We start from the raw sequence: 23,338 nt of genomic DNA on the forward strand, positions 1-23,338 counted from the left end.
GGTTCCGGCGTGTCGCACCGGCCGGCGGACAACCGAGATGGACCCGCCGCGCCCGTCCCCCGTAGGCTGGCCGCGCGTCGATAGTGTGGGGCGGGCGGGCGTCGGGCGCACCGGGTCCCGACCGCTCCCGCCGGGACCGTACGCGCTGCGGTGCGAGTGCGCGTGTGGCCTGATTGACGGGGTGCGGACCGACCATCCGGAGCGGGCAGGGATGACAGGTGCATGACGACGGCAGGTACGACGATCCACGGGTGAGACGCCCGGAGGGCATCCCCTCCGGAGTGGACCCTGTTTCACGTGAAACCGACCACGACCTCCGGCCCGCCGACGGCCCGCCGGGTTCCGCCGGCCCGCCGGACTGCGATCCGGTGGTCGGTCGGGACGTGCCCGCAGTGGGCGCCGCGCGCCCCTCTCCCGAGTCGTACATTCCGCCGCCGCCCATCGCGGACGACGCGGGCCGGCCGGTCAACGCGCCCAGCGACCGCACCGCCCCGGTCCAACGCAACTCCGGCGTGCCGTCCCGCTTCGAGACACCGGTCGGTGGCAATGTGCCGCCCGCCGTACCCCAGCAGCCGCACCCGGGCGCGGTGGCGGACTCCGAGTCCGTCGCCCCGAACACGCCGGGTCCGGCGGCCGGGGGCGTGACCGTCGACCCGGCCGCCGCCGCGTACGTTTCACGTGAAACCCCGACGCGCGAAGAGGATGACCCACCGTTGGCTATGGAGGCGATGCGCGCCGTGCAGATCCTGAATCCGAGTGGCGAGGTGACCATGCCTCGGCCCGACCGGACCCGGGTCATGTGCGTCGCGAACCAGAAGGGTGGCGTGGGTAAGACCACGACCACGGTGAACCTGGCGGTGGCGCTCGCCCTGCACGGCAACCGGGTCCTGGTGGTCGACCTCGACCCGCAGGGCAACGCCTCGACCGGGCTCAACGTGCCGCACCACACCGGCGTGCCGGACGTCTACGACTGCCTGATCAACAGCGTGCCGCTGGAGGAGGTCGCCCAGGAGGTCGAGGGCATCCCCAACCTGTGGTGCGTGCCGGCCACCATCGACCTGGCGGGCGCGGAGATCGAGCTGGTGTCCGTGGTCGCCCGGGAGTCCCGGTTGGCCCGGGCCATCGACGCGTACCCGGGGCACTTCGACTACGTCTTCATCGACTGCCCGCCCTCGCTCGGCCTGCTGACGGTCAACGCGCTGGTCGCCGCGCAGGAGGTGCTGATCCCCATCCAGTGCGAGTACTACGCGCTGGAGGGCCTCAACCAGCTGATCAACAACATCAACCTGGTACGGCAGCACCTCAACCCCAAGCTCGAGGTCTCCACGATCCTGCTCACCATGTACGACCGGCGTACCCGACTGGCCGACGCGGTCGAGCAGGACGTCCGGAACCACTTCGGCGACAAGGTCCTCCAGGCGGTCATCCCGCGCAACGTGCGGGTGTCCGAGGCACCCAGCTACGGGCAGTCCGTGATGACCTACGATCCCGGTTCGCGGGGGGCGACGAGCTACTTCGAGGCCGCCCAGGAGATCGCCGAGCGCGGTGTCAAGGAGCCGGTGAGCCGGAATGCGTAGTGGGCACGAGTCGCTGGGAGGCGTCGCATGAAGAACCGTCCCCGTGGCGGTCTGGGTCGAGGGCTCGGGGCGCTGATCCCGACCGGGCCGGCACCGGAGGCGCCGGGCACCACCCTCATCGCGCCGGTCGAAGCCGACACCGGCGGTACGGCGGGCGCCCCTCCCGTCGAGGCGGTGACCGCGCCGGTCGCCACCCCGCCGGCGCCGCCCGAGCCGCAGCTGAGCCCGGTGCCGGGTGCCCGCTTCGCCGAAATCCCGGTCGACGCGATCGTGCCGAACCCGAAGCAGCCCCGGCACGTCTTCGACGAGGAGGCGCTGGAGGAGCTGAAGATCTCCATCCAGGAGGTCGGCTTCCTCCAGCCGATCGTCGTCCGCCAGCTCGACGCCGAGAAGTACGAGCTCGTCATGGGCGAGCGCCGGTGGCGGGCCGCCCAGGCGGTGGGCCGGGAGAGCATTCCGGCGATCGTCCGGGACACCAAGGACGACGCAATGCTCCGGGACGCCCTCCTGGAGAACATCCACCGGGCGAACCTCAACCCGCTGGAAGAGGCCGCGGCCTACCAGCAGCTGCTGGAGGAGTTCGGCGCCACCCACGAGGAGTTGGCGCGGCGGATCGGCCGCAGCCGGCCGCAGATCTCCAACACCATCCGCCTGCTGAACCTCCCGGCGCAGGTGCAGCGCCGGGTCGCCGCCGGCGTGCTCTCGGCGGGCCACGCCCGGGCGCTGCTGAGCCTCGACGAGGCGGAGGCGCAGGAACAGCTCGCCCTCCGGATCGTCGCCGAGGGCTTGTCCGTCCGCGCGACCGAGGAGATCGTGGCGCTCGCGCTCAACGACGGGCCGGCGAAGACGCCGGCGGCGAAGCGGCGTACCAAGCCGCACGCTCCGGCGCTCACCGATCTGGCCGACCGGCTCTCCGACCGCTTCGACACCCGGGTGAAGGTCGACATCGGCCGGAGCAAGGGCAAGATCACCATCGAGTTCGCGACGGTGGACGACCTGGAGCGGATCGTGGGCATCATCGGCGTCGGCGAGCAGGAGCCGGAGGACTGACCCCGCCCTGGTTTCATCACCGGCCGCGTCGCCCTGAGGGCACGCGGCCGGTTCGTTTCCTGCTGTCGCTGCGGGCGTGCGTCGGTGGCCTGGGGGCGGGATGGCGGCCGCGACGTGTTTCACGTGAAACCGGTGCGCGGCGGTGGGCTGGCGGCGGCTGGAGGCCGGCGAGGGGGCCGGGGCCGCTGCGGCGGCTTCCTCGGAGGGCTGCGTCGCTGAGCACTTCACCGAGACCGGCTCGACCCGGGACACCGTGCTCGTCCGTAGTGAGGCGATGCGGTGTCCGGCGGGAGGGACCGATGGCGGGCAGCCGATGCGTCGCGAACCGACAGACCGATCCGTTCGTGCTGGGGCCGCGACGCTCCGGTTCCCACCGGACTCGCCAGGGATCGGCAGCTTCCATCACCGGCCTGGCTCACGGGGACGGACGCGCGGGAGGGTGGCTCCTCTACCAACGCGGGCGCCGAACACAGCGCGAGGAACGTGTCGCCGCCGTCGTTCTGCTTCACGGAGGTACAGCCCGTACTCGGCGGACGGGTTGCTCGGCGGTGGTCGTATCTTGCCGCCGCCCGCCGCCCGCCGCCCGCCGCCCGCCGCCCGCCGCCCGCCGCCCGCCGCCCGCCGCCCGCCGCCCGCTCAGTGACGGCCGGCGTGGGCGTGGCTCCGACGCTGGCTCTTTCAGGTCAGTCATGGGAGGCCCCTGTAGCGTCGCCTGAGCCCTCGAGGCGCCCCTGGGGCAAACGGGGTCGCAGTGACGGGCCTCGTCCCGCCTGGAGCGCCTGAGGGGGCTTCGGCGGTTGCTCCGGTCGGGGCAGAGATGACACCTGCCCGACGGGACCGGTACCGCAGCACCTCGTTTCACGTGAAACGAGGTGCTGGGAAAGCACTCTCGTGACATGCCCACGACTCAGGCTCGCCCCGCGGGATCGATCTCACTGCCAGGGTGCCGCCTTCGGCGGCGCGGCTGGAACGCGCCACAGGCGATCGGCGCGCTGCCCGAGCTGCCGAGTTAACCGATGTCAGCTCGTGATGTCGGCTGCCTCGTCCCCGCTCGCCGGGCAGATCCGGATCGTCATCGAAGGAACCTGTGGCCGAGCGTGGTGTAGCCCCGACCACGGCGCTGGAGGCCTCGGCGGGTCAGGCCGTTCTCGGCGGCCTTCTTGATGCGCAGGTACGCCGCCCCCACCTCCTGGCGGCAGTCCCTCAACACCAGCGGAGCCTTGGCGGCAGCCGGCCAACGCCAGCAAAGTCTCGGCGGCAGCCGGGCCGATGCAGGCGGAGTCCGGGGGCCAGTTGGCCGGATGCACCAAGCGACGTGGGCCGTGGGCCGGAATCCAGCCCGCCTGCGTAGTGATCGTGGGCTCATGGATCACGCCGAGAGCGAGCCACACCGCCACCCCGGGCCGAGCCATTCCGGTCGAACCCAATGGACGCCAAGCGACCGGCGTCAGCGCCTCGCTCCAGGAGGTCGGCCGGTTGTCATCGGAACCGGCTCGACGGCCACGGCGGTCGGTCCGCATCTGGGACGGTGCCCGGCCGGGCCCGAAATCGCCGCGCTCGATCGCCACACGGGGATGCCGCCTCGCGGCGTTCCACGTGAAACCGGCGAGGTTCCACGTGAAACGAGCGACGGGCCTACCCCGGATTGCTTCCGCTCCAACCTCCGACGCCCGCGACCGACGTGGAAGCGATCCGGACCGAGGACCGCTCCCTGCGGCGCAGGCATGGTGAAGCCGGAGCACCAACTGCGGCAGATTGAAGATGAGGCGTCCGTCGTCGACTGGAAGGCCATCCCGGTGCCCTCTCGGCGCGCGACGCTCGGCAGAAACGCCGCCTCCGGCAGCAGCCAACCGGCGCTTCGCTCGTTGGGAGAAGCGGGCCCGCCCTGCCTGTGGTCAGGGCTGTGGATTCGACTCCCCGGTTATCCACAGCGGTTTTCCACAGGCACCCCTCGTTTCACGTGAAACACGGTGTCAGATGGCGTCCTGGCCTGTGGATGACGTGGTGTGGTGGTGATCTCACCAGCCTGTGGACAACTGCTCTCCGGCGGCCTCCGCACGCCCTCGGTCGGCACCCCTGCCGCCCACGAGACGGACTCACGATCGCCGTCGTTCGGGTAGGGACAGCGGTCTCCGACTCGGTTAGGGTCAGCGTCGTGCACGACACCCCTCCCGCAGTCCCGGATTTCACCCAGTGGCCCTCCTTCCCCTTCGAGGGGGACCTCCGCGTCAAGCAACTCGAGGATCCGGTCCCGGTCGAGCCGCCCCGCAAGGGCGAAGGGCACCGGGAATGCACGGCCTGCAACGCCCCCGACGACGCCTACATCTGGGTGGGCGAGCGCTGGCGGGTACGCGCCATGGACCGGCCCACCGGCCTGCCGATGGTGCTGATCCTGGAGTCCCGCTCCCACCTCGACCTCGGCGACCTGCCCAACCTGCTCGCCGCCGAGCTGGGGGTCATGACGGTACGACTGGAACGCGCCATCCGGTCGCTGGACGGCGTCGCCCGCGTGCACGTCAACCGCTGGGGCGACGGGTCGGCGCACCTGCACATGTGGTTCCTGGCCCGGCCGTACGGGCGGCTCCAGCTCCGGGGCACCTTCCTGTCGCTGTGGGACTCGATCCTGCCGCCCATCTCCGAGTCCCAGTGGCGGGAGAACCTGGCCATGGTGGCCGCCTGGCTGGCCGAGTTCGGCGGACGCCCACTGGCCGAGCCACCGCGCATCCAGTGGCAGGCGCCGTCCAGCCTGTCCGCGCAGGCATCTCGGGAGCAGGAGGCCGCCGCAGAGCAGCAGGAGGAGCCGGTGTCGGTGATCGAGTCGGACGAGGAGACGCCCGTACCGGCGGACGACCCGGACGACGCCGCCGCAGGAGCTGACACTGGCGATGTCAGAGCGGGCGACGACGGCAACGGGGGCGACGACGCCGAGGTGACCGCCGACACCGAGATGACGGCCGACGCGGACAGCGCCGACGCGGAGGGCAGCAACGGCGGCCAGGAGGACAACGCTCCCCGGCAGGGCGGACGCCCCCGGCACGATGACGCTCCCGGCCCGGCGGCGAGCTCCGGCCCGGCGACGAAGTCTGGAACAGCGACGGGCACGGGAACAGCGACGGGCCCGGGAACAGCGACGACTCCGGGACGGTGAAAGATCCCGCGACGCTGACAGATCCCGCGACGCTGATCGCTCTGCTGACGCCAGGCAGTCAACGGGACTGGAACGGCGTCGGCGGCCAGTCCGCTGCGTAGCCCACGCCGCGGAAACGAGCGCGAGGTGAGGGAGCTACCGGGAGCGCACGGCGGGCGAACACCCGTCGTGGAGTAGTAGCCGGGAACGTCGACCCACTGGCCGCGGTCGTCGTCCTGCTCCCGAGAGCGAGTCACCGCTGCCCGGGCCGACTCGGCGGTCGTTCACCGACGCGCCGGCCCAATGCAGCCGGCGGGTAGTTCAAAGCGGCCGCCGCATCGGCAGGCCGCAGCATGCGCGGGAAGCGGTCAGCCGCGCCGGACGGCGGCGCGGCTGACCAGCGACCCCAGCACCCGCCCGAAGTCCAGCCCGGCCGCCTGGACCGCCAGCGGCAGCAGCGACGTCTCGGTCATGCCCGGCGAGACGTTCACCTCCAGCACGTGCGGTCGGCCGTCGGCGTCGACGATCAGGTCGACCCGGGACAGGTCGCGCAGGCCCAGGGCGGTGTGCGCCGCCAGCGCCACCTCGGCGACCGTGTCGGCGACGGCGCTGTCCAGCCGGGCCGGGGCGTGCCAGGTGGTCCGGCCGGCGGTGTAGCGGGCCGCGTAGTCGTACACGCCGTTGCGGGGCACGATCTCCACCGGCGGGAGGGCGCGCGGGCCGTCACCGAGGTCCACCACGGAGACGGCGACGTCCATGCCGGGCACGTACCGCTCCACCAGCGCCGTCGAGTCGTACGCGAAACAACCCACCATCGCGGCGGGCAGCGCCGCGGCGTCCCGGACCACGGCGGCGCCCAGGCCGGAACCGCCCTGGGTCGGCTTCACCATCAGCGGCAGCCCCAACCGGTCCACGATCCGGTCGAGCACCGCCACCGCGCCCAACTCGGAGAAGCGGTCGTGCGGCAGCGCCACCCAGTCGGGGGTGGGGATGCCGTTCTCCCGCAGCACGGCCTTCGCCGACGGCTTGTCCCAGGCGAGCCGGGAGGCGCGGGCGTCGCAGCCGACGTACGGCACGCCGCAGAGGTCCAGCACGCCGCGCAGCGAACCGTCCTCGCCGGTCGCGCCGTGCAGCGCGATCACCACCGCGTCCGGCGGGTCGGCGGCCAGGGCGGGCAGCAGCGCCACGTCGGCGTCCCGCAGCTCCGCCTCCACGCCGACGGCGCGCAGCGCGTCGAGCACCCGGCGGCCGGAACGCAGCGAGACGTCCCGCTCGTAGGAGAGGCCACCGGCGAGCACCAGCACGTGCAGGTCGGCGGTGACGGCGGGATCGGTCACGGGGGTTGCCCCGGCAGAGGTCACGGCCATGCCGGAATCATGCCAAGTCGGGTCCGGGCGCGTCCGCGCCGCCCTGCCGCCGGCGTTCGGCCGGGGTCACCGTGCCGAAGACCCGGCGCATGGCGATGTCCTGCTCCATCACGCCGGCGAGGCGGCGGACGCCCTCCCGGATCCGCTCGGGCGACGGGAAGGAGAAGTTGAGCCGCATGTTGCCGGTGCCGGAACCGTCCGCGTAGAAGCCGGTGCCCGGCACGTAGGCGACCCGGGCGGCGATGGCGCGGGGCATCATCGCCTTGGCGTCCAGCCCGTCCGGCAGGTTCGCCCAGACGAAGAGGCCACCGGCCGGGGTGGTCCAGGTGGTGCCGTCCGGCATCAGGTCCTCCAGCGCGGTGAGCATCGCGTCCCGCCGCTCCCGGTAGACCTCCCGGTAGACCTTCAGCTGCTGCCGCCACGGCATCGTCGACAGGTACGTCGCCACGGCCGCCTGGGCGTAGCCGCTGGGGCAGAGGATCTGCGCCTCGCTGGCGATCACCAGCTTGTCGCGGACGGCGTGCGGGGCGAGGATCCAGCCGACCCGCAGGCCGGGGGCGAAGGTCTTGGAGAAGGTGCTCAGGTAGAAGACCCCGTCGCGGCGGCGGGCCCGCAGCGGCAGGGGCGCCTCGCCCTCGAACCCGAGCTGACCGTACGGGTCGTCCTCCACCACGAGCAGGCCGGCGCGCTCGCAGATGTCCAGCACCCGCTCGCGGCGCTCCTCGCTCAGCGTCACGCCGGTGGGGTTCTGGTAGGTCGGGATGGTGTAGAGGAACTTGACCCGGCGCCCGGCGCGGGCCAGGTCGGCGATGGCCACCTCCAGCGCCTCGGGGATCAGCCCCTCGTCGTCCATCGGCACGTGCGCCACCTGGGCCTGGGCGGCCTGGAACACCCCGAGCGCGCCGACGTACGTCGGGCCCTCGGCGAGCACCACGTCCCCCGGGTCGAGGAAGAGCCGGGCCACCAGGTCGAGGGCCTGCTGGCCGCCGACGGTCACCACCACGTCGTCCGGGGAGGCGCCGCAGGACGCGTCGATGCCGGAGAGGGCCATCACCTCGCAGATCCGCTCGCGCAGCTCCAGCGTGCCCTGGCCGATGCCGTACTGGAGGGTGGTCGCCCCGTGCTCGGAGCCGAGCCGGCCCAGCATCTCGCCGACCGCGTCGAGCGGCAGCGCGGCGATGTAGGGTGCCCCACCGGCGAGCGAGACGACCTCCGGACGGCTGGCCACCGCGAAGAGCGCCCGGATCTCCGAGGCGGTCATCCCGCGGACGCGCCGGGCGTACCGGTCGGTGTAGTCGTCGAGCGTCGTGCCGGTCATGACATCACCTCGATCGGGTGTCGGTCGGGCTCCCGCCCCGTGTGGTACCCGCGGAACCGGCGACCATGGCGGCGCGGGACGCCGGTTGGTCGATCCTAGTCCGCGGCCGCCACCCCGGAACCCCTGACGTGGGCCGCGTCCACATCCCGGACCGCCGTCCCCGGCTCGGGTGGTCGTTCGCGCGTCCCCTCCCGTACGGTCGGCTGGCGGCGTACGATCGCTCGTCGGGGGGCAGGAAGGCGGCGGCGTCTCCTCCGCGCTGGTTTCACCTCCGAGCCTATTGTGGGGATGCGCCAATGTCGCGACGTCTGGTCAGTCTGACCCTCGACACCCTGGAAGACCTGCCCCGCCCGTGCCGGCAGTGCGTCTACTGGGAGCTCGACCCGGTCTCCGCCGACCGGGCCTGCGCCGCCGGTGACCCCGGCCTGGAGAAGGAGGCCTGGGTCTCCCAGACCCTGCTGGAGTGGGGCTCCTGCGGCAAGCTGGCCTACGTCGACGGCATGCCCGCCGGCTTCGTCATGTACGCCCCGCCCGCCTACGTCCCCCGGTCGATGGCCTTCCCCACCTCTCCGGTCTCCGCCGACGCGGCGCTGCTGATGACCGCCAACGTGGTGTCCTCGTTCGCCGGCGGCGGGCTGGGCCGGATGCTCGTCCAGGGCGTCGCGCGGGACCTCACCAAGCGCGGCATCAAGGCGATCGAGGCGTTCGGCGACGCCAAGTTCGGCGACGGCGACGACCCGACCCGGGCCTGCGTCGCCCCGGCCGACTTCTTCCTCTCGGTGGGCTTCAAGACCGTCCGGCCGCACCCGCGCTACCCCCGGCTGCGCCTGGAGTTGCGCACGGCGCTGAGCTGGAAGTCCGACGTCGAGTACGCGCTGGAGAAGCTGCTCGGCTCGATGAGCCCGGAGACCCTGCTCCGCCCGGTACGCCCCGCCCCGGCCACCCGCGCCACCACCGGCTGACGCCCGGCCCGCCGGAAGGAAGCCCTGGATGGCGGCTCAGTCCATCACCGCGCCGGCGGCCACCACCTTGCGCAGCTCGCTGACGTCGATCGAGCCCGTCGGCACGTCCCGCTCGATCGGGAAGAACATCCGCTGCACGGCGGCCACGATCGCCTCGACCACCTTGTCCCGGAACCGGGGGTCCACCAGCCGGTTCCGGTCCCGCGGCGAGGTGAGGTAGCCGACCTCGACGCGTACCGCCGGCATCCGGGTCAGCCGCAGCAGGTCCCAGGCCTTGGCGTGGGTACGGCAGTCGCGCAGCCCGGTACGCGCCACGATCTCCCGCTGCACCAGCCCGGCCAGCCGCTCCCCGGTCGCCGAGGTGACGCCGTTGTCGGTGCCGTAGTGGTAGGTGGCCACCCCGTCGGCCTCGGGGTTGGCGTGCCCGTCGGTGTGCAGCGAGATGAACACGTCCGCGCCGAGCGAGTTGGCCAGCTGCGCCCGGTCGGGGTCCGGCAGGCACGTCGCCGGCGTCGGGCCACGGGTCAGCTGCACCCGTACGCCCGCCGCGGCCAGCCGCCCCTCCAAGCGGCTGGCCAGGTCGTGCACCAGATCCGCCTCGCTCCAGCGCAGCGGGCCGTCCGGCACCACCACACCCGGGTCGGTGCCCCCGTGGCCGGGGTCGATCACCACCGTCCGCCCCACCAGGGTCGGCCCGGACTGCCGGATCGCGTCGGACTCGCGGAGCCACTGCGGCCGGCCGCCGACCACCTTGCGACCGAGGCGGCGCAGCGCACCCATGGTGTGCGGGCCGCAGGAGCCGTCCGGTTTCAGGCCCACCTCGCGTTGGAACTGGGCCACTGCGCGGGCGGTGCGGACGCCGTAAATGGCGTCGGCGTGGCCCACGTCGTACCCCATCTCCAGCAGCCGCTCCTGGAGCGACCGGACGTCCTCGCCGGTGAGGGGTTCGGGCACCGCGTGGTAGAGGGTGCGGGCGCCGAGCCGCCAGCGGGCGGCGTCCAGGGCGCGCCAGGTCTCGGCACCCACCCGACCGTCGACGCTGAGCCCCCGGGACTGCTGGAAGGCGCGGACGGCGCGTTCCGTGGCGACGTCGAACTCGTCGCCGATGGCGGGCGGAAGCAGTTCGAGGCCGGTCAGGACCGTGCGGATCTCCGTCACCGCAGGCCCACGGTCACCGGGTCGGATCGGACGCACGCACGACCCCCTCTGCACGGATGCTGGCTGGGCGGGCGCCACGGTCGCGCGACCGGAGTGCTCTGGCGCGTAGCGGATGCCTACGGAGCGTACCGTGCCCGGTGGCCGTCCACCCGGCGTTCGCCCAGCTCAGGGCCGGGAACGACGGAACCCCCGCACCCGGGGAGGGTACGGGGGTTCCGGTGCTGCGAACGTCAGAGCGCCGACTCGATGAGCCGGACCAGCTCGCCCTTGGGCTTGGCGCCGGCGATCGACTGCACCGGCTCGCCGTTCTTGAAGATGGTGAGGGTCGGTACGGACATCACCCGGTAGGCGCGGGCGGTCTCCGGGTTCTCGTCGATGTTGAGCTTGACGATGGTGACCTGGTCGCCCATCTCGCCCGCGATCTCCTCCAGCAGCGGGGAGACCTTGCGGCACGGCCCGCACCACTCGGCCCAGAAGTCCACCAGTACCGGCTTGTCGGACTTCAGCACGTCAGTGGCGAAGTTCGCGTCGGTGACGACCTTTGTTGCTCCCACTATGACCCTCCTCCGGGACTTTCGTTGTTCGGTTGTTCAGCCGCTGATCGTGGCGATGAAGCGCTCGGCGTCGAGGGCGGCGGCGCAGCCGGTGCCGGCCGCCGTGATGGCCTGCCGGTAGGTGTGGTCGACCACGTCGCCGGCGGCGAAGACACCCGGCACGCTGGTCCGGGTGCTCGGCGCCTCGACCTTCACGTACCCCTCGTCGTCCAGCTCCACCTGCCCCCGGAAGAGCTCGCTGCGCGGGTCGTGGCCGATCGCCACGAACACGCCGGTCACGTCGAGCACCTTGGTGTCACCGGTGTGCACGTTGCGGACCCGTACGCCGCTGACCTTGCCGTCCTCGCCGAGGATCTCCTCGACGGTGCTGTTCCACTCAACCTTGATCTTGTCGTTGCCGAGGGCGCGGTCGGCCATGATCTTGCTGGCGCGGAACGAGTCGCGCCGGTGGATGATGGTGACCGAGTCGGCGAACCGGGTGAGGAAGCTCGCCTCCTCCATCGCGGAGTCGCCACCGCCGACGACGACGATGTGCTGGCCGCGGAAGAAGAAACCGTCACAGGTGGCGCAGGACGACACGCCGTGGCCCAGGTACTCCTGCTCGCCCGGCACGCCCAGCGGACGCCAGGCCGAACCGGTGGAGAGGATGACGGCCCTGGCCCGGTGGGCGGTCTCGCCGACCCACACGGTGCTGACCGCGTCCGACCCGATCATGCCGGTGTCCTGCAGCTCGACCCGGGTGACGTCGTCGGTGAGGAACTCCGCGCCGAACCGCTCGGCCTGCTTGCGCATGTTGTCCATCAGCTCGGGGCCGAGGATGCCGTCGGCGAAGCCGGGGAAGTTCTCCACCTCGGTGGTCGTCATCAGGGCGCCGCCGGACTGCACACCCTCGATGACGAGCGGCTTGAGGTTGGCGCGCGCGGCGTAGACCGCCGCCGTGTAACCGGCCGGCCCGGAGCCGATGATGATCAGGTTGCGGACCTCGTCCACTGCCGTCTCCCGATGTGTGTGTTCGACATCCGCCCCCGGCTGACCCACCGCCGGGACGACGCCGATCCGAGTGCCGACGGCTCAGCGACGCCGGCGGCTGACTTGCAGAACGTCATCGTACGAACCGGGGATTCCCGAACCGGTCATCCGGTGGGTCACGTCACGCGGCGACGGATGGCCGGCGACCTGACCTCACCCTACCCGCGCCCGGTAGCGGGTGTCCGCGCCGGATCCCGGCACGCCACACTCCGCGCCGCTCGCCCAGGCCCAGCGCTCTCCCGACGGATCGGCGAACCGGAGAACGAGCGCCGGTTCCCCCTGGAAGCTGGCGTAGTCGAGCAGTTCCACCGTGATCGCCCCGCGTCCGTGCTCGGCGGCGACCTCGGTGAGACAGGTGTCCAGCGCGTCCGGAGCGGCGAGCCGGAGGAGCCCGCCGGGGGACGGTCGCCGGTCCGCCTCGGGGGCCTTCTCGGTCGACCCGCCCGGTGCCAGCCCGGGGCGGTCGGTGGCCACCTGGGGCAGCACGGTCGAGGTCGCCCCACCGGCCAGGGTCTGCGGCGTCCAGTCGGTGCCGCTGGTCTGCGGTGCGCCGGTGACCCGGAAGGGCGCCGTCGCCGAGGCGGCGTCGCCCCCGGCGACCGTCGACTCGGCCGTGCCGCCGCCCCCCGAGGTGTCGAGCAGGTGGTCGACGCCGAGCCCGACGGCCGCGAGCGAGGCCGCGGCCAGCGCGACGGGGGCGGCGAGCCGCGCCCAGCGCCGGCGCCGACGGCCCGGCCCGGTCGCGTCGTCCCGTCCGGCACCGGCGGTACGCCCCGGACCCCGCACGGACTGCGCCGGCACCGGCGGATGCCGCTCGCCGGCCGGCGTCACGGCATCCGCCGGGGTGGTGAGCGCCGGTGCGTCGGCCGGGGCGGGCCCGGCGCCGGCCAGCGCGGCGGTGAGTCGTTCGGTGACCGCGAGCGGCATCTGCGGGGCCGGTTCGGCCCAGTCGGCCAGGTCGGCGCGGACCCGGGCGACGGCCGGCGCCAGCGCGGCGTACGCCTCGGCCCAGGCCGGGTCCTGCTCGACCAGTCGCGCGACGGAGGCCTCCTCCGGGGTGCCGTCCAGCGCCCCGCCGAGGTAGTCGGCGAGCAGGTCGTGGTCGACCCCGCTGAACTTCCCGGCCGTCACGCGTCCTCCTGGTTGGGGTCCCGTCGGGAGTGCCCCGACCCCGATCCGACGCCCTCCGAGGCCCGGGGGTTCCCGAGGGTGACGCCGGGCACGCCCCGGCCGGCGACCGGGACCGCATCCGGCCCGGCGTCGTCGGAGCCGGTCCGCAGGTGCCCGAGCTGGACCGCCAGCCGGGCGCGGCCGCGGGCGCAGCGGCTCTTCACCGTCCCCTCGGCGACGCCGAGGATCCGGGCCACCTCGGCGACCGGGTAGCCCTGCACGTCGACCAGCACGAGGGCGGACCGCTGCTCGACCGGCAGCGTGGCCAGGGCCTGTCGGACGACCAGCGCGGTGTCGTGGTCCGCGGCCGGGGCGGCCGGCTCGATGCCGCCGGAGCCACCCTCGTCGACCCGGGTGCCGTCGGGCAGCGGGACGGTCGGGTGCGCCTGGCGGCGGCGGATCCGGTCCAGGCAGGCGTTCACCACGATCCGGTGCAGCCAGGTCGTGACGGCCGAGTCACCCCGGAACCGGGCGGCGCCCCGGTGGGCGGAGAGCAGCGCGTCCTGGAGGGCGTCGGCGGCCTCCTCGCGGTCGCCGAGCGTCCGCATGGCCACCGCCCAGAGGCGGTCACGGTGCCGGTGGAACAGTTCGGTGAACGCGTCCCGGTCACCGGCCACGTGGGCGCGGAGCAGTTCGACGTCGCTCGCCTCGGCGGGCGGGACCGCGCGCGGCGGTACGACCGGCACCGCCTCGCCGGTCGCCGGATCGGGCGTACGCCCGCCGCGACCGGCCATCACCACGTCCGTCGGATGCGGTGCCGGGCGCGCGGCGGGCGGCTCACGACCCCTGGACCGTGATTTCCTGGACGCCGAGCTTCCAGCCGTCTCCGCTGTCCTTCTCCGGCAGCTCGGTGATCCAGAAGAGCAGATAGCGGTACGTCTTGTCGGCGTCGAAGCCGTTGAAGGTCATCTTGGTGCCGTCGTGCCCCTCGAACGGCTGCCCGATCCGGGTCGTGTAGGCGGCCTTCAGCTGCTTGTCACCGGCGGAGCTGGGCGGGAAGTCGGCCTCACCGGCGAGCAACTCGGCGGAGGCCCCGGTGGACGAGAGGACCGCCTGCACGGACTTCACCGTGTGCGGCGCGCCCAGGTCGATCCAGATGCCCATGCCATCCTTCAGGCCGCCGAACTTGCCGTTGTTGCGGTAGCTCTGGGTCTCCCAGCCCTTGTCCTCGTCGCCGTCGATCACCTTCTCGGCGTCGCGCACCTCTGCGCGGTCCCGGCTGTCCGGGTCGACGATCCGGACATCTTCGACGTTGAGCTTGCGCACGGCGGGCGCGGGTGCGCTCGCCTGGTTGGACGGGGCGCTGTTCGACGGGCGGGCGACCGGCTCGGTGTCGGGCGACTTGTCGTCGCCGCCCAGCGCGCTGATCCCGATGAGCAGGCCGACCAGGGCGACCGCCAGCAGGCCGGCGATGCCCACGGCGACCTTCCGCCCACCGGCGGCAGCCAGCGGGGACGGGTCGTCGCCCGGGTCCGCGGTGAACCGGATGGTGCCGGTCTGGTCGAGGAAGTGGTCCTCGGCTGGGACGTCGAGCCGGGCCAGCTCGGCGGCGAGCACGTCCGACGAGGGCGGGGCGATCTCGGCGTCGAGCAGGTCCATGGTCAGGTCGTCGAGGTACGCCGGCACGCCGGCCCGGACCTGCCGGGGCGCGGCGATCGCGCCGCTGGCGTCCCGGACCGCGTCCGGGATGGCGGCCCGACCGTGCCCGGCGGTCGCGCCGCGCAGCGGGGCCTCGGCGTGCGGCCAGTGCCCGGTCAGGGCGAAGTAGAGGATGCCGCCGACCGCCCGGATGTCGTTCTCCTGGCTGTCCGCGCCGTCGGTGCGCGCGTCGGCCAGGACCACCCGGCCGTCGTCGCTGATCATCACGGTGCCCGGGTGCACGTTGCCGTGCACCATGCCGGTGGCGTGCACGGCGGCCAGCGCGCTGGCGACGGCGTTGCCGATGGCCGTGGCCCGGGCCGGGTCCATCGGCCCGTCGGCGACCATCTCGCGCAGGGAGTTGCCGTCGACCCACTCGCGGACGACGTACGCCCGCACGTCCTCGTCGATCGCGTCGTAGACGCCGACCAGGTTGGGGTGGATGACCCGGCTCGCGGCCACCGCAGCCTGGAGCATCTCGGTGGCGGAGTCGCCGCCGGGGTAGCGCAGCACGACCGCGACCGGCCGGCGCAGCACCACGTCGACCCCCCGCCAGACCAGCCGCCCGGCGCTGTCGTTGTTGATGTGCTCGACCAGCTCGTACCGCTCGGCGAGGATCTCACCGGCCGTGGGAGCACCGAAGGTCATGACGGGCGGAGCAGTCTCCTCCGCCTCCTGACCCTCGCCGACCTGGGTCACCCGTCCTCCCTCGGTGATCGTGTCGATCGATGGACCCGCGCTGCTGGGCATGTGGCTTCCCGCTCTGCCTTCGAAGGAACCGGCCGGCGTCTCGACGCGTACGTCGGCCACCTGCCGTATCCGTCGAGAGCGACCTTACCTGGACTGCCCGTCATCCCGACATGTCATCTTCCCGCCGTGCCCGACGACCGTGCCGGATGTGGACGACCTCGCCCGGTTACGACCGTTGTCAGCCACGTTGCTGGCACATGTACTAGCCAATCTAGAGGTTGACCGCAAGTGATCGCAGCAGGGGCCGGCCCTCGTGTGGCGGTCCGCCGACGTCCTGTCAGGTTCCCCTCCGAACGGCCCTCCATGCTCAGCCGTACGGTTGGTTGTCCACAGGCCGATTCGGTAGCTGACCGGGGAAACGCGGGGTTATCCACAGCCACGTCCCCAGGCTGGTCATCCTCGTTCACCCTCCGCACCGGGCGGCCGGCGGCCGGCCGCCGACCGGTCGCCGGCTCAGCGGCCGAGCCGGCGGCGGACCATCCCGACGACCTCGGTGATCTCGCCGATCCGCAGCACCATGGCCAGCCCGAGGTAGGTCGCGCCGATCACCGCGCCGCCGATTACCAGCTGGACCGCCGCCGCGAGCCAGCCCAGGTCGGCCGGGTCGCCGGGGAGCAGGTTGACCACCAGCAGGCCGACCAGCGCCGCACCGAGCGAAGCGACGATCACCTTGCCCATGGTGCGCATGATCCCGCCGAGCCCGATCCGGCCGACCCGCGGCCGCAGCAGCATCGCCGAGATGACCGCCGCCGCGACGTACGAGATCGCGTTGCCGAGCATCATGCCCGCCGCCGCGAAGGCGGGCGAGAAGACGACGAAGAGGCCCACCTGGAGCAGCACCCGCAGCGCCACCACCGGGATGTTGACCAGCGCCGGGGTGCGGGTGTCCGGCAGCGCGTAAAAGGCGAAGGTGAAGAGCTGGCTGACCGCGAAGGGCACGAGGCCCACGGCCGCGACCAGCAGCACGGTGGACGTGGCACGGGCGTTCTCGGCGTCGAAGGCGCCGTACTGGAAGACCACCCGGGAGATCGGGCCGGCCAGGACCGCGTAGCAGACCGCGATCGGGGCGAGCACTGCCGTCACCATCCGGGTGCCCCGGGACAGGTCGGCGGTGACGTCGCGGAAGCGCCCGTCCGCGGCGGCGGCGCTCATCCGCGGCATCAGCGCCGTGATGATCGAGACGGCGATGATGCCGTGCGCCATCATCAGCAGCAGGAAGACGTTGTTGTAGATCAGGATGCCGGCGCTGTCCTCGCCCGCCGCCCGGGTGAGCAGGTTGACCACCACGAAGAGGCCGAGCTGGTTGACCGCGACGTAGCAGAACATCCAGGCGCCGAGCTGGGCCAGCTCACGCAGCCCCAGCTCGCGGAAGTCGAACCGCCACTTCCACCGGAAGCCGACCTTGCGCAGCGCCGGCAGCAGCCCGGCGGCCTGCACCGCCACGCCGAGCAGGGTGCCGCCGCCGACCAGCAGGATCTGGCCCACGCCCAGGTCTCCGGGCTTCAGCGCCTCGGCCCCGTAGACCAGGATGTAGAGGCCGAAGACGCCGATGACCACCAGATTGTTGAGGATCGGCGCCCACATCGGGGCGGCGAAGTGGCCCCGGGTGTTCAGCACCGCGGCGACCAGCGCGCTGACGCCGGTGAAGAACAGCATCGGCAGCATCAGGTACGACAGGTTGGTGACGAGTTCCGTGTAGTCCCGGTCCTTGCCGCTGGCGTAGATGGCGGTCAGCACCGACGCCGACGTCACCGCGATCAGCGCGGCGACGGCCAGCGTGATCACCGCCAGGCTGAGCAGCCGCTGCGCGTACGCCTCGCCCCGGTCGGCGTCGGTCTTGCTGCGGCGGACCAGCACCGGGATCAGCACGCTGGTGAGCACGCCGCCGAGCAGGAACTCGTACACCTGGTTCGGCAGGAACTGGGCGGTGGTGTACGCGTTGCCGACCAGGTTGCCCAGCGCCGCGCCGATCATCAGGTTGCGGATGAAGCCCGTACCCCGGCTGATCAGGCTGCCGACCGCCATCACCGCGCTGTTCGCCGCAGCGCTGGCTTCCCCCACCTGCTCTGGCGGCGGCGCGGTGGCCTCCACCGCCGGCTGGTTCAGCGGCTCGGCGGAGATGAAGGTCGCCTCGTCGGTCGGCGGGATCGCACCGTCCGGCGTGGCGTTCGCGCTGCGGTAGAGCCCGCCGCTCATCTCCTGCCTCCAAGGGGGTACGTCGGAGCCGGACGACCGGCCCGCACGCCCAAGACCTTAGTCAACGCCGCCCTCATACCCGCGCCCGGCGGATCAGATCCCGCCCCGGCCCGATAGGCTGGCGATCCCATGTCCGAAGCTGCCTCCGCACCCCACGCCGCCGACCGCCGCGAGCTCACCGCCGCGCAGCGCAACGCCGTCGCCGAACTGCTCCGCGTGTCCCCGGTCGCCGACGAGCTCGGTCGCCGCTTCGCGCGCGCCGGGCACGAGCTGCACCTGGTGGGCGGTTCCGTCCGCGACGCCCTGCTCGGCCGGCTCGGTGAGGACCTGGACTTCTGCACCGACGCCCATCCCGACCAGACGCTGCGGATCATCAAGGGCTGGGCCGAGTCGATCTGGGAGACCGGCCGCGAGTTCGGCACCATCGGCCTCCAGCGCGACGGGCTCCGGATCGAGATCACGACCTTCCGCGCCGAGGCGTACGACCAGGTCAGCCGGAACCCGATCGTCGAGTACGGGACCAGCCTCACCGAGGACCTGCGGCGGCGGGACTTCACCATCAACGCGATGGCGGTCAGTGTTCCCGACCACCGGTTCACCGACCCGCACGGCGGCCTGGACGACCTCGCGGCCAAGGTGATCCGTACCCCCGGCACCCCCCGGGAGTCCTTCGGCGACGACCCGCTGCGGATGCTGCGGGCGGCCCGCTTCGCCGCGCAGCTGTGCTTCGCCGTGCACCCCGACGTGCACGAGGCGATGACCCGGATGGCCGCCGACCTGGACCGGATCACCGCCGAGCGGATCCGGGACGAGTTCAGCAAGCTGCTCTGCGGCGCCGACCCGATCACCGGGCTGCGGCTGCTGGTCGACACCGGGCTGGCCGAGCGCTTCCTGCCCGAGCTGACCGGGCTCAAGCTGGAGATCGACGAGCACGCCCAGCACAAGGACGTCTACGAGCACACCCTCACCGTGGTCAGCAACGCGGTCTCGTACGAGACCGACGGCTGCGATTTCGTGCTCCGGATGGCCGCGCTCATGCACGACGTGGGCAAGCCGGCCACCAAGTCGGTCGGGCCGGACGGCCGGGTCAGCTTCCACCACCACGAGGTGGTCGGCGCGCGGCTGACCAAGGCCCGGATGAAGGCGCTGCGCTACCCCAAGGACGTCACCGCGCAGGTGGTCACCCTGGTCGCCCTGCACCTGCGGTTCTACGGGTACGGCCGGGGCGAGTGGACCGACTCGGCGGTGCGCCGGTACGTCACCGACGCCGGTGATCTGCTGCCCCGGCTGCACAAGCTGACCCGCTCGGACTGCACCACCCGCAACCGCCGCAAGGCGGCCCAGCTCGCGGCGGACTACGACGCGCTGGAGGAGCGGATCGCCCGGATCGCCGCCGAGGAGGACCTCGCCCGGGTCCGCCCCGACCTCGACGGCAACGCGATCATGGAGCTGCTCGGCGTACCGCCGGGGCCGGTCGTCGGGCGGGCCTGGCAGTACCTCAAGGAGCTGCGCCTGGAGCGCGGCCCGCTGGAGCGGGACGAGGCCGAGGCGGAGCTGCTGCGCTGGGCCCGCGAGCAGGGCATCATCGGCCAGAGCTGACGCCGAGGGCGCCGTCGGACTCCGACGGCGCCCTCGGCGGCTGGTCAGCGGGTCTCGACCGCGCTGCCGTCGACCGCGGCCTTGCCGTTGCCCGCCGACGTCGAACCGCCGGCGGACGCCGAGCCGAGCCGGGCGAGCAGGCCGGGCAGGTCGATGCCGGTGAGGTCGGAGCCGAGCTGGAGGCCCTGTGCCACGTTGCCGGCCACCGACTTCGTCAGCGACGACGCGCCATCGGTGGAGATGACGGTCATCTTGTCGATCGCCCCGATCGGGGCGCTGGCCGCCTCGACCACCTGCGGCAGCACCTTGACCAGCAGGTCCAGCACGGCCGCCTCGCCGTACGCGGCGAACGCCTCCGCCTTGCGGGCCATCGCGTCGGCCTCGGCCTGCCCCCTGGCCAGGATGGCCGCGGCCTCCGCCTGGCCCTCCCGCTCGACCGCCTCGGCGATCGCCGAACGCCGGCGCTGCTCCGCCTCACCCTCCTTGGCACCCTCGATCGCGTTCGCCTCGGCGAGCGCGGCCCGGCGGGCCCGCTCGCCCTCACCGGTCAGCCGGGACTGCTCGGCGGCGGCCTGGGCGGCGGCGATGACGGCCTGCCGCTGCGCGTCGGCGTTGAGCACCGCCGCGTTGCGGGCCGCCTCGGCCTCCTGCTCCACCTTGTAGCGGGCCGCGTCGGCCGGCTTGCGCACCTCGGTGTCGAGCTGGCGCTGCTTCAGCTCGGCGTTGCGCTCGGCCACCTTCTGCTGCTCGGAGAGGATTGCCTGGTCCCGCTCGGCCTGGGCCAGCGGGCCGGCCGCCGCGGACCGGGCCTTGGCCGCGTCGATCTCGGCCTGGATCGCGGCCTGCTTGAGCGACAGGTTCCGGTTGGCCTCGGCAATCGCCTCCTCGGCGAGTAGCCGCTCCTGCTCGGCCTGCTGCCGGGCGCGCGCCTCGGCGATGGCCGCGTCCTTGAGCACCCGGGCGGCCTCCGGCCGACCCAGGTCCTGCAGGTAGGAACCCTCGGCGAGGATGTCCTGAAGCTGGAAGGTGTCCAGCACCAGACCCTGGTTGGTCATCGAGTGCTCGGCCTCCTCGGCCACCGCGCTGGCGAACGCCGCCCGGTCCCGGATGACCTCCTCGACGGTGAGCCGGCCGACGATCGAGCGCAGCGCGCCGGCCAGCACCTCGCGGGTGAAGTTGTCGATCTCGTCCTGCTGGTGCAGGAAGCGCTGGGCGGCGGCGCGGATGGCGTCCTCGGTGCCGCCGACCTTGACGATCGCCACACCGTGCAGGTCGGTGCGGATGCCCTGCTTGCTCACCGCGCCCCGGATGCCCACGTCGATGCGGCGGCTGGACAGGTCGAGCGACTGGAGCTTCTGCACCACCGGCAGCACAAAGACCGAGGCGCCGAGGACGACCTTCTGGCCGGACATGTCGGTGGAGCGGCCACCGTCGGCGGTCTGCGTGGTCCGGCCCTTGCGGCCGGTGACGATGAACGCCTCGTTGGGGCCGGCGACCTTGATCCGGGAGAGCACGAAGAGCACCAGGACGAGCGCCAGCAGGACCGCGCCGCCGACGGCGATGACAAGGGGCATGGGCAGTTCCGTCTCTGCGAAGGGGGGTGAGGAGGGGGTGGTCAGTAGGTCTCGACGTGGACGCTGGTTTCGCTCAGCGCCTGCACCACGAAGATCTGCGCGCCGACCGGGATCGGGTGGTCGGCACGGGCGTTGAGCTTCACCGGCTGGCCGGCGACGCGTACCCGGACCTCGCCGTAACCGACGGCGGGCACCGGGGTGACCACCAGGCCGAGCGCGCCGACCAGGTCGTCCCGGGTCGGGGTGGGGTCGGTCCGCATGTCCCGCGCCGCCCGGCTCAGCCGGGCCGCGAGCCAGGCGGTGGGCACGGCGGCGAGCGCGCCACCGGCCGCCGCCGCCGCGACCATCCCCGGGTTACGGCCGCCGACCAGCTCGTTGACGATCGCGGCGCCGAAGCCGAACGCGCCGAGGAAACCGGCGACCGCCTCGACCGAGACCGGGCCGTCGACATCGGCGTGACCGAAGTGGAGCAACTCGGCGCCGAGCAGGGAGAGCGCCAGCACGGCGACGCCCGCCCCACCGATGATCAGAAAGATGAAGGTCCCCGTGGCCACGACCTGCACGGTATCGACGTCGTGCAACATTCCCGCCGGATTATTGCGGGGCCACGGTGACGTCCCGGTCGACCAGTTCCCGGGGGCCGACGGCGGCTTCGTCTGCTCTCCCCAGAGTTGTCGCGACGAAGGCTGGTCGCCCGGCCGTCGTACCGGCGGGGAAGAATGGCGGCATGCGCTGGACCGTGCTCGACTCGCCGATCGGGGAGTTCTCCGTGGCCACCGACGACGAGGTGGTGTGCGGCGCGCACTTCGGCCGGGTGGAGTCGGCGGCGGACGAGCCCGGTGACGAGCTGGCCCGGCGGGCGGTGACGGAGCTGCGGGCGTACTTCGCCGGGGAGCTGACCGACTTCGGAGTGCCGGTGGCGGCGCGGCGCGGCTCCGAGTTCGAGCGGGCGGTCTGGCGGGAGATGACCCGCATCCCGTACGGGGAGACGCTCACCTACGGCGAGGTGGCCCGGCTGGTCGGCGACCCCGGCGCCGCCCGGGCGGTCGGGGTGGCCTGCAACCGCAACCCGGTCCCGGTGCTCGTGCCGTGCCACCGGATCGTCGGCGCGGGCGGCAAGCTCGTCGGCTTCGGTGGTGGGTTGCCGCGCAAGGTGCGGCTGTTGGAGCTGGAGGCCGGGGTCGCCCTGCGCCGCGCCTGGTCCTGAGCCTGAGAGATTGCGGCGCCCGACTGCAACCTGATCGTCCGATCAGGCGTTCCCCCGGCATGAGGCATCTCGATCACCGGTACGACCGAGGCGTCATCCACCACCACCACACGGGGGACACAGTCGTGAACAAGGACCAGGACAGCGCCATCGGCCGCCGCCATCTGCTGCGTCGGGCGGGCACTGTCGCCGCCGGCCTCGCCGGCACCGCCGCGGTGGGCGCGGCCGCCGCCGGCCCGGCCCAGGCCGCACCGGGTCAACCGGTGCTCCAGGGGCGGGTCAACGAGGCGGGCACGCCCACCACCGTGCGCGGCGGCTCGGCCACCTCCGCCACCCTCCGCCTGGAGAACCCCACTATCACCGACATGGAGGGGGTCCAGGTCGCCAGCCCGGCCCTGCGGCTGACCCCGAACGGGGAGAGCATCAACCAGAAGTCCGAGATGGGCTCGATCGCGATGGATCGTTCCGGGACGATCTGGGCGGTCACCGGCGAGGGCCTGCCGCCCGAGGAGGGCAACTTCGTCGAGTACATCCGGACGGAGACGAACACCAACCAGCTGGTGCCGGTCGTGCCGCAGCGGGTGATCGACACCCGGACCGCCGCCGGTCGGGCCCGCATCGTGAACCCGGCCGGCAACCTGGACAGCTCGGGCCGGCTGCTGCGCGGCCGCACGATCCAGGTCAACCTGGATGAATTCGTCTACTCCGGTCAGGCCGTGTACGGCAACGTGACCGTCACCGGCGCGCTCGCCGCCGGGTTCCTGCAGGTTTACCCGCACTCGGCTAAGCGTCCGCCCGCGTTCTCGACGATCAACTTTCAGGCCGGCCAGACGCTGTCGAACTTCTTCCTGACCGGGATCAGCCCGGTGATCGACTACATCTCCGTGCACGCGCAGCAGACCACCCACGTGATCCTCGACGTGGTGGCGTTCGTCGTCGCGGCCGGCCGGGTCAACCCGGCGATCCTGCCCACCGACGACCAACTGGCGGCGGAGGACCAGCGGACGCAACTGGCCCGGCGGACCAAGCCGTCCTGGGCCAAGTAGCCACCCCCGTACGCGA

General features: G+C 72.7%; 19 protein-coding genes. 7 read left to right on the top strand and 12 right to left on the bottom strand.

Annotated features, from left to right (window positions below):
* Positions 1-218: 218 nt before the first annotated feature.
* The gene (locus tag ACTMTB_RS07990) at positions 219-1,577 is read left to right on the top strand and encodes an AAA family ATPase (protein ID WP_441143679.1); all 1,359 of its coding nucleotides are present in this window, start codon (positions 219-221) and stop codon (positions 1,575-1,577) included.
* A gap of 27 nt (positions 1,578-1,604) precedes the next feature.
* Positions 1,605-2,627, top strand: coding sequence for a ParB/RepB/Spo0J family partition protein (locus ACTMTB_RS07995; protein WP_441143681.1), 1,023 nt, complete (start codon positions 1,605-1,607; stop codon positions 2,625-2,627).
* 1,072 nt (positions 2,628-3,699) lie between these two features.
* Here the strand turns inward: ACTMTB_RS07995 and ACTMTB_RS08000 are convergent.
* Positions 3,700-3,837, bottom strand: coding sequence for a hypothetical protein (locus ACTMTB_RS08000; protein ID WP_441143683.1), 138 nt, complete (start codon positions 3,835-3,837; stop codon positions 3,700-3,702).
* 945 nt (positions 3,838-4,782) lie between these two features.
* On the opposite strand from ACTMTB_RS08000, the gene ACTMTB_RS08005 reads away from it, so the two are divergent.
* Positions 4,783-5,775, top strand: a complete 993-nt coding sequence (locus ACTMTB_RS08005) for a hypothetical protein (RefSeq protein WP_441143685.1) — start codon at positions 4,783-4,785, stop codon at positions 5,773-5,775.
* 347 nt (positions 5,776-6,122) lie between these two features.
* Here the strand turns inward: ACTMTB_RS08005 and ACTMTB_RS08010 are convergent, their stop codons facing one another.
* The gene (locus ACTMTB_RS08010) at positions 6,123-7,121 is read right to left on the bottom strand and encodes a D-alanine--D-alanine ligase family protein (protein WP_441143687.1); all 999 of its coding nucleotides are present in this window, start codon (positions 7,119-7,121) and stop codon (positions 6,123-6,125) included.
* Between the two features lie 7 nt (positions 7,122-7,128).
* Positions 7,129-8,439, bottom strand: a complete 1,311-nt coding sequence (locus tag ACTMTB_RS08015; protein WP_441143689.1) for a PLP-dependent aminotransferase family protein — start codon at positions 8,437-8,439, stop codon at positions 7,129-7,131.
* A 296-nt stretch (positions 8,440-8,735) separates the two neighbouring features.
* On the opposite strand from ACTMTB_RS08015, the gene ACTMTB_RS08020 reads away from it, so the two are divergent.
* On the top strand, positions 8,736-9,401 hold the full coding sequence (locus ACTMTB_RS08020; RefSeq protein WP_357614606.1) for a GNAT family N-acetyltransferase: 666 nt from the start codon (positions 8,736-8,738) through the stop codon (positions 9,399-9,401).
* 36 nt (positions 9,402-9,437) lie between these two features.
* On the opposite strand, the gene ACTMTB_RS08025 is transcribed toward ACTMTB_RS08020, so the two are convergent.
* The 7 genes from ACTMTB_RS08025 to murJ form a co-directional block, all read right to left on the bottom strand.
* Complete coding sequence (locus tag ACTMTB_RS08025; protein WP_441143692.1) at positions 9,438-10,595, bottom strand: N-acetylmuramoyl-L-alanine amidase; 1,158 nt, start codon at positions 10,593-10,595, stop codon at positions 9,438-9,440.
* Between the two features lie 194 nt (positions 10,596-10,789).
* Complete coding sequence (gene trxA, locus ACTMTB_RS08030; RefSeq protein WP_088959679.1) at positions 10,790-11,113, bottom strand: thioredoxin; 324 nt, start codon at positions 11,111-11,113, stop codon at positions 10,790-10,792.
* A 36-nt stretch (positions 11,114-11,149) separates the two neighbouring features.
* Positions 11,150-12,103: a thioredoxin-disulfide reductase gene (gene trxB, locus ACTMTB_RS08035; RefSeq protein WP_280838865.1), complete on the bottom strand. Its 954-nt coding sequence runs from the start codon at positions 12,101-12,103 to the stop codon at positions 11,150-11,152.
* A gap of 192 nt (positions 12,104-12,295) precedes the next feature.
* The gene (locus ACTMTB_RS08040) at positions 12,296-13,273 is read right to left on the bottom strand and encodes a hypothetical protein (RefSeq protein WP_441143695.1); all 978 of its coding nucleotides are present in this window, start codon (positions 13,271-13,273) and stop codon (positions 12,296-12,298) included.
* Positions 13,270-14,046: an RNA polymerase sigma factor SigM gene (gene sigM / locus ACTMTB_RS08045; protein WP_441143697.1), complete on the bottom strand. Its 777-nt coding sequence runs from the start codon at positions 14,044-14,046 to the stop codon at positions 13,270-13,272. Before sigM ends, ACTMTB_RS08040 begins: the two co-directional genes overlap by 4 nt.
* Before the next feature lie 43 nt (positions 14,047-14,089).
* A complete protein-coding gene (locus ACTMTB_RS08050; RefSeq protein ID WP_441143699.1) occupies positions 14,090-15,700 on the bottom strand; it encodes a protein kinase family protein in 1,611 nt (536 codons plus the stop codon).
* Between the two features lie 453 nt (positions 15,701-16,153).
* A complete protein-coding gene (gene murJ, locus ACTMTB_RS08055) occupies positions 16,154-17,896 on the bottom strand; it encodes a murein biosynthesis integral membrane protein MurJ (RefSeq protein WP_441143701.1) in 1,743 nt (580 codons plus the stop codon).
* Positions 17,897-18,025: 129 nt separating this feature from the next.
* On the opposite strand from murJ, the gene ACTMTB_RS08060 reads away from it, so the two are divergent.
* Complete coding sequence (locus tag ACTMTB_RS08060) at positions 18,026-19,495, top strand: CCA tRNA nucleotidyltransferase (protein WP_441143703.1); 1,470 nt, start codon at positions 18,026-18,028, stop codon at positions 19,493-19,495.
* Between the two features lie 44 nt (positions 19,496-19,539).
* Here ACTMTB_RS08060 and ACTMTB_RS08065 read toward each other — a convergent pair whose 3' ends face one another.
* The gene (locus tag ACTMTB_RS08065; RefSeq protein WP_441143705.1) at positions 19,540-21,069 is read right to left on the bottom strand and encodes a flotillin family protein; all 1,530 of its coding nucleotides are present in this window, start codon (positions 21,067-21,069) and stop codon (positions 19,540-19,542) included.
* Between the two features lie 41 nt (positions 21,070-21,110).
* Entirely contained in the window at positions 21,111-21,653 is a 543-nt protein-coding gene (locus ACTMTB_RS08070; RefSeq protein WP_441143707.1) for a hypothetical protein, read from the bottom strand.
* Positions 21,654-21,796: 143 nt separating this feature from the next.
* On the opposite strand from ACTMTB_RS08070, the gene ACTMTB_RS08075 reads away from it, so the two are divergent.
* The gene (locus ACTMTB_RS08075) at positions 21,797-22,276 is read left to right on the top strand and encodes a methylated-DNA--[protein]-cysteine S-methyltransferase (protein WP_441143709.1); all 480 of its coding nucleotides are present in this window, start codon (positions 21,797-21,799) and stop codon (positions 22,274-22,276) included.
* Positions 22,277-22,401: 125 nt separating this feature from the next.
* Positions 22,402-23,322, top strand: coding sequence for a hypothetical protein (locus ACTMTB_RS08080; protein WP_441143711.1), 921 nt, complete (start codon positions 22,402-22,404; stop codon positions 23,320-23,322).
* Positions 23,323-23,338 lie beyond the last annotated feature (16 nt).

This window comes from Micromonospora sp. L32, from assembly GCF_052068055.1.
GTDB lineage: Bacteria > Actinomycetota > Actinomycetes > Mycobacteriales > Micromonosporaceae > Micromonospora > Micromonospora purpureochromogenes.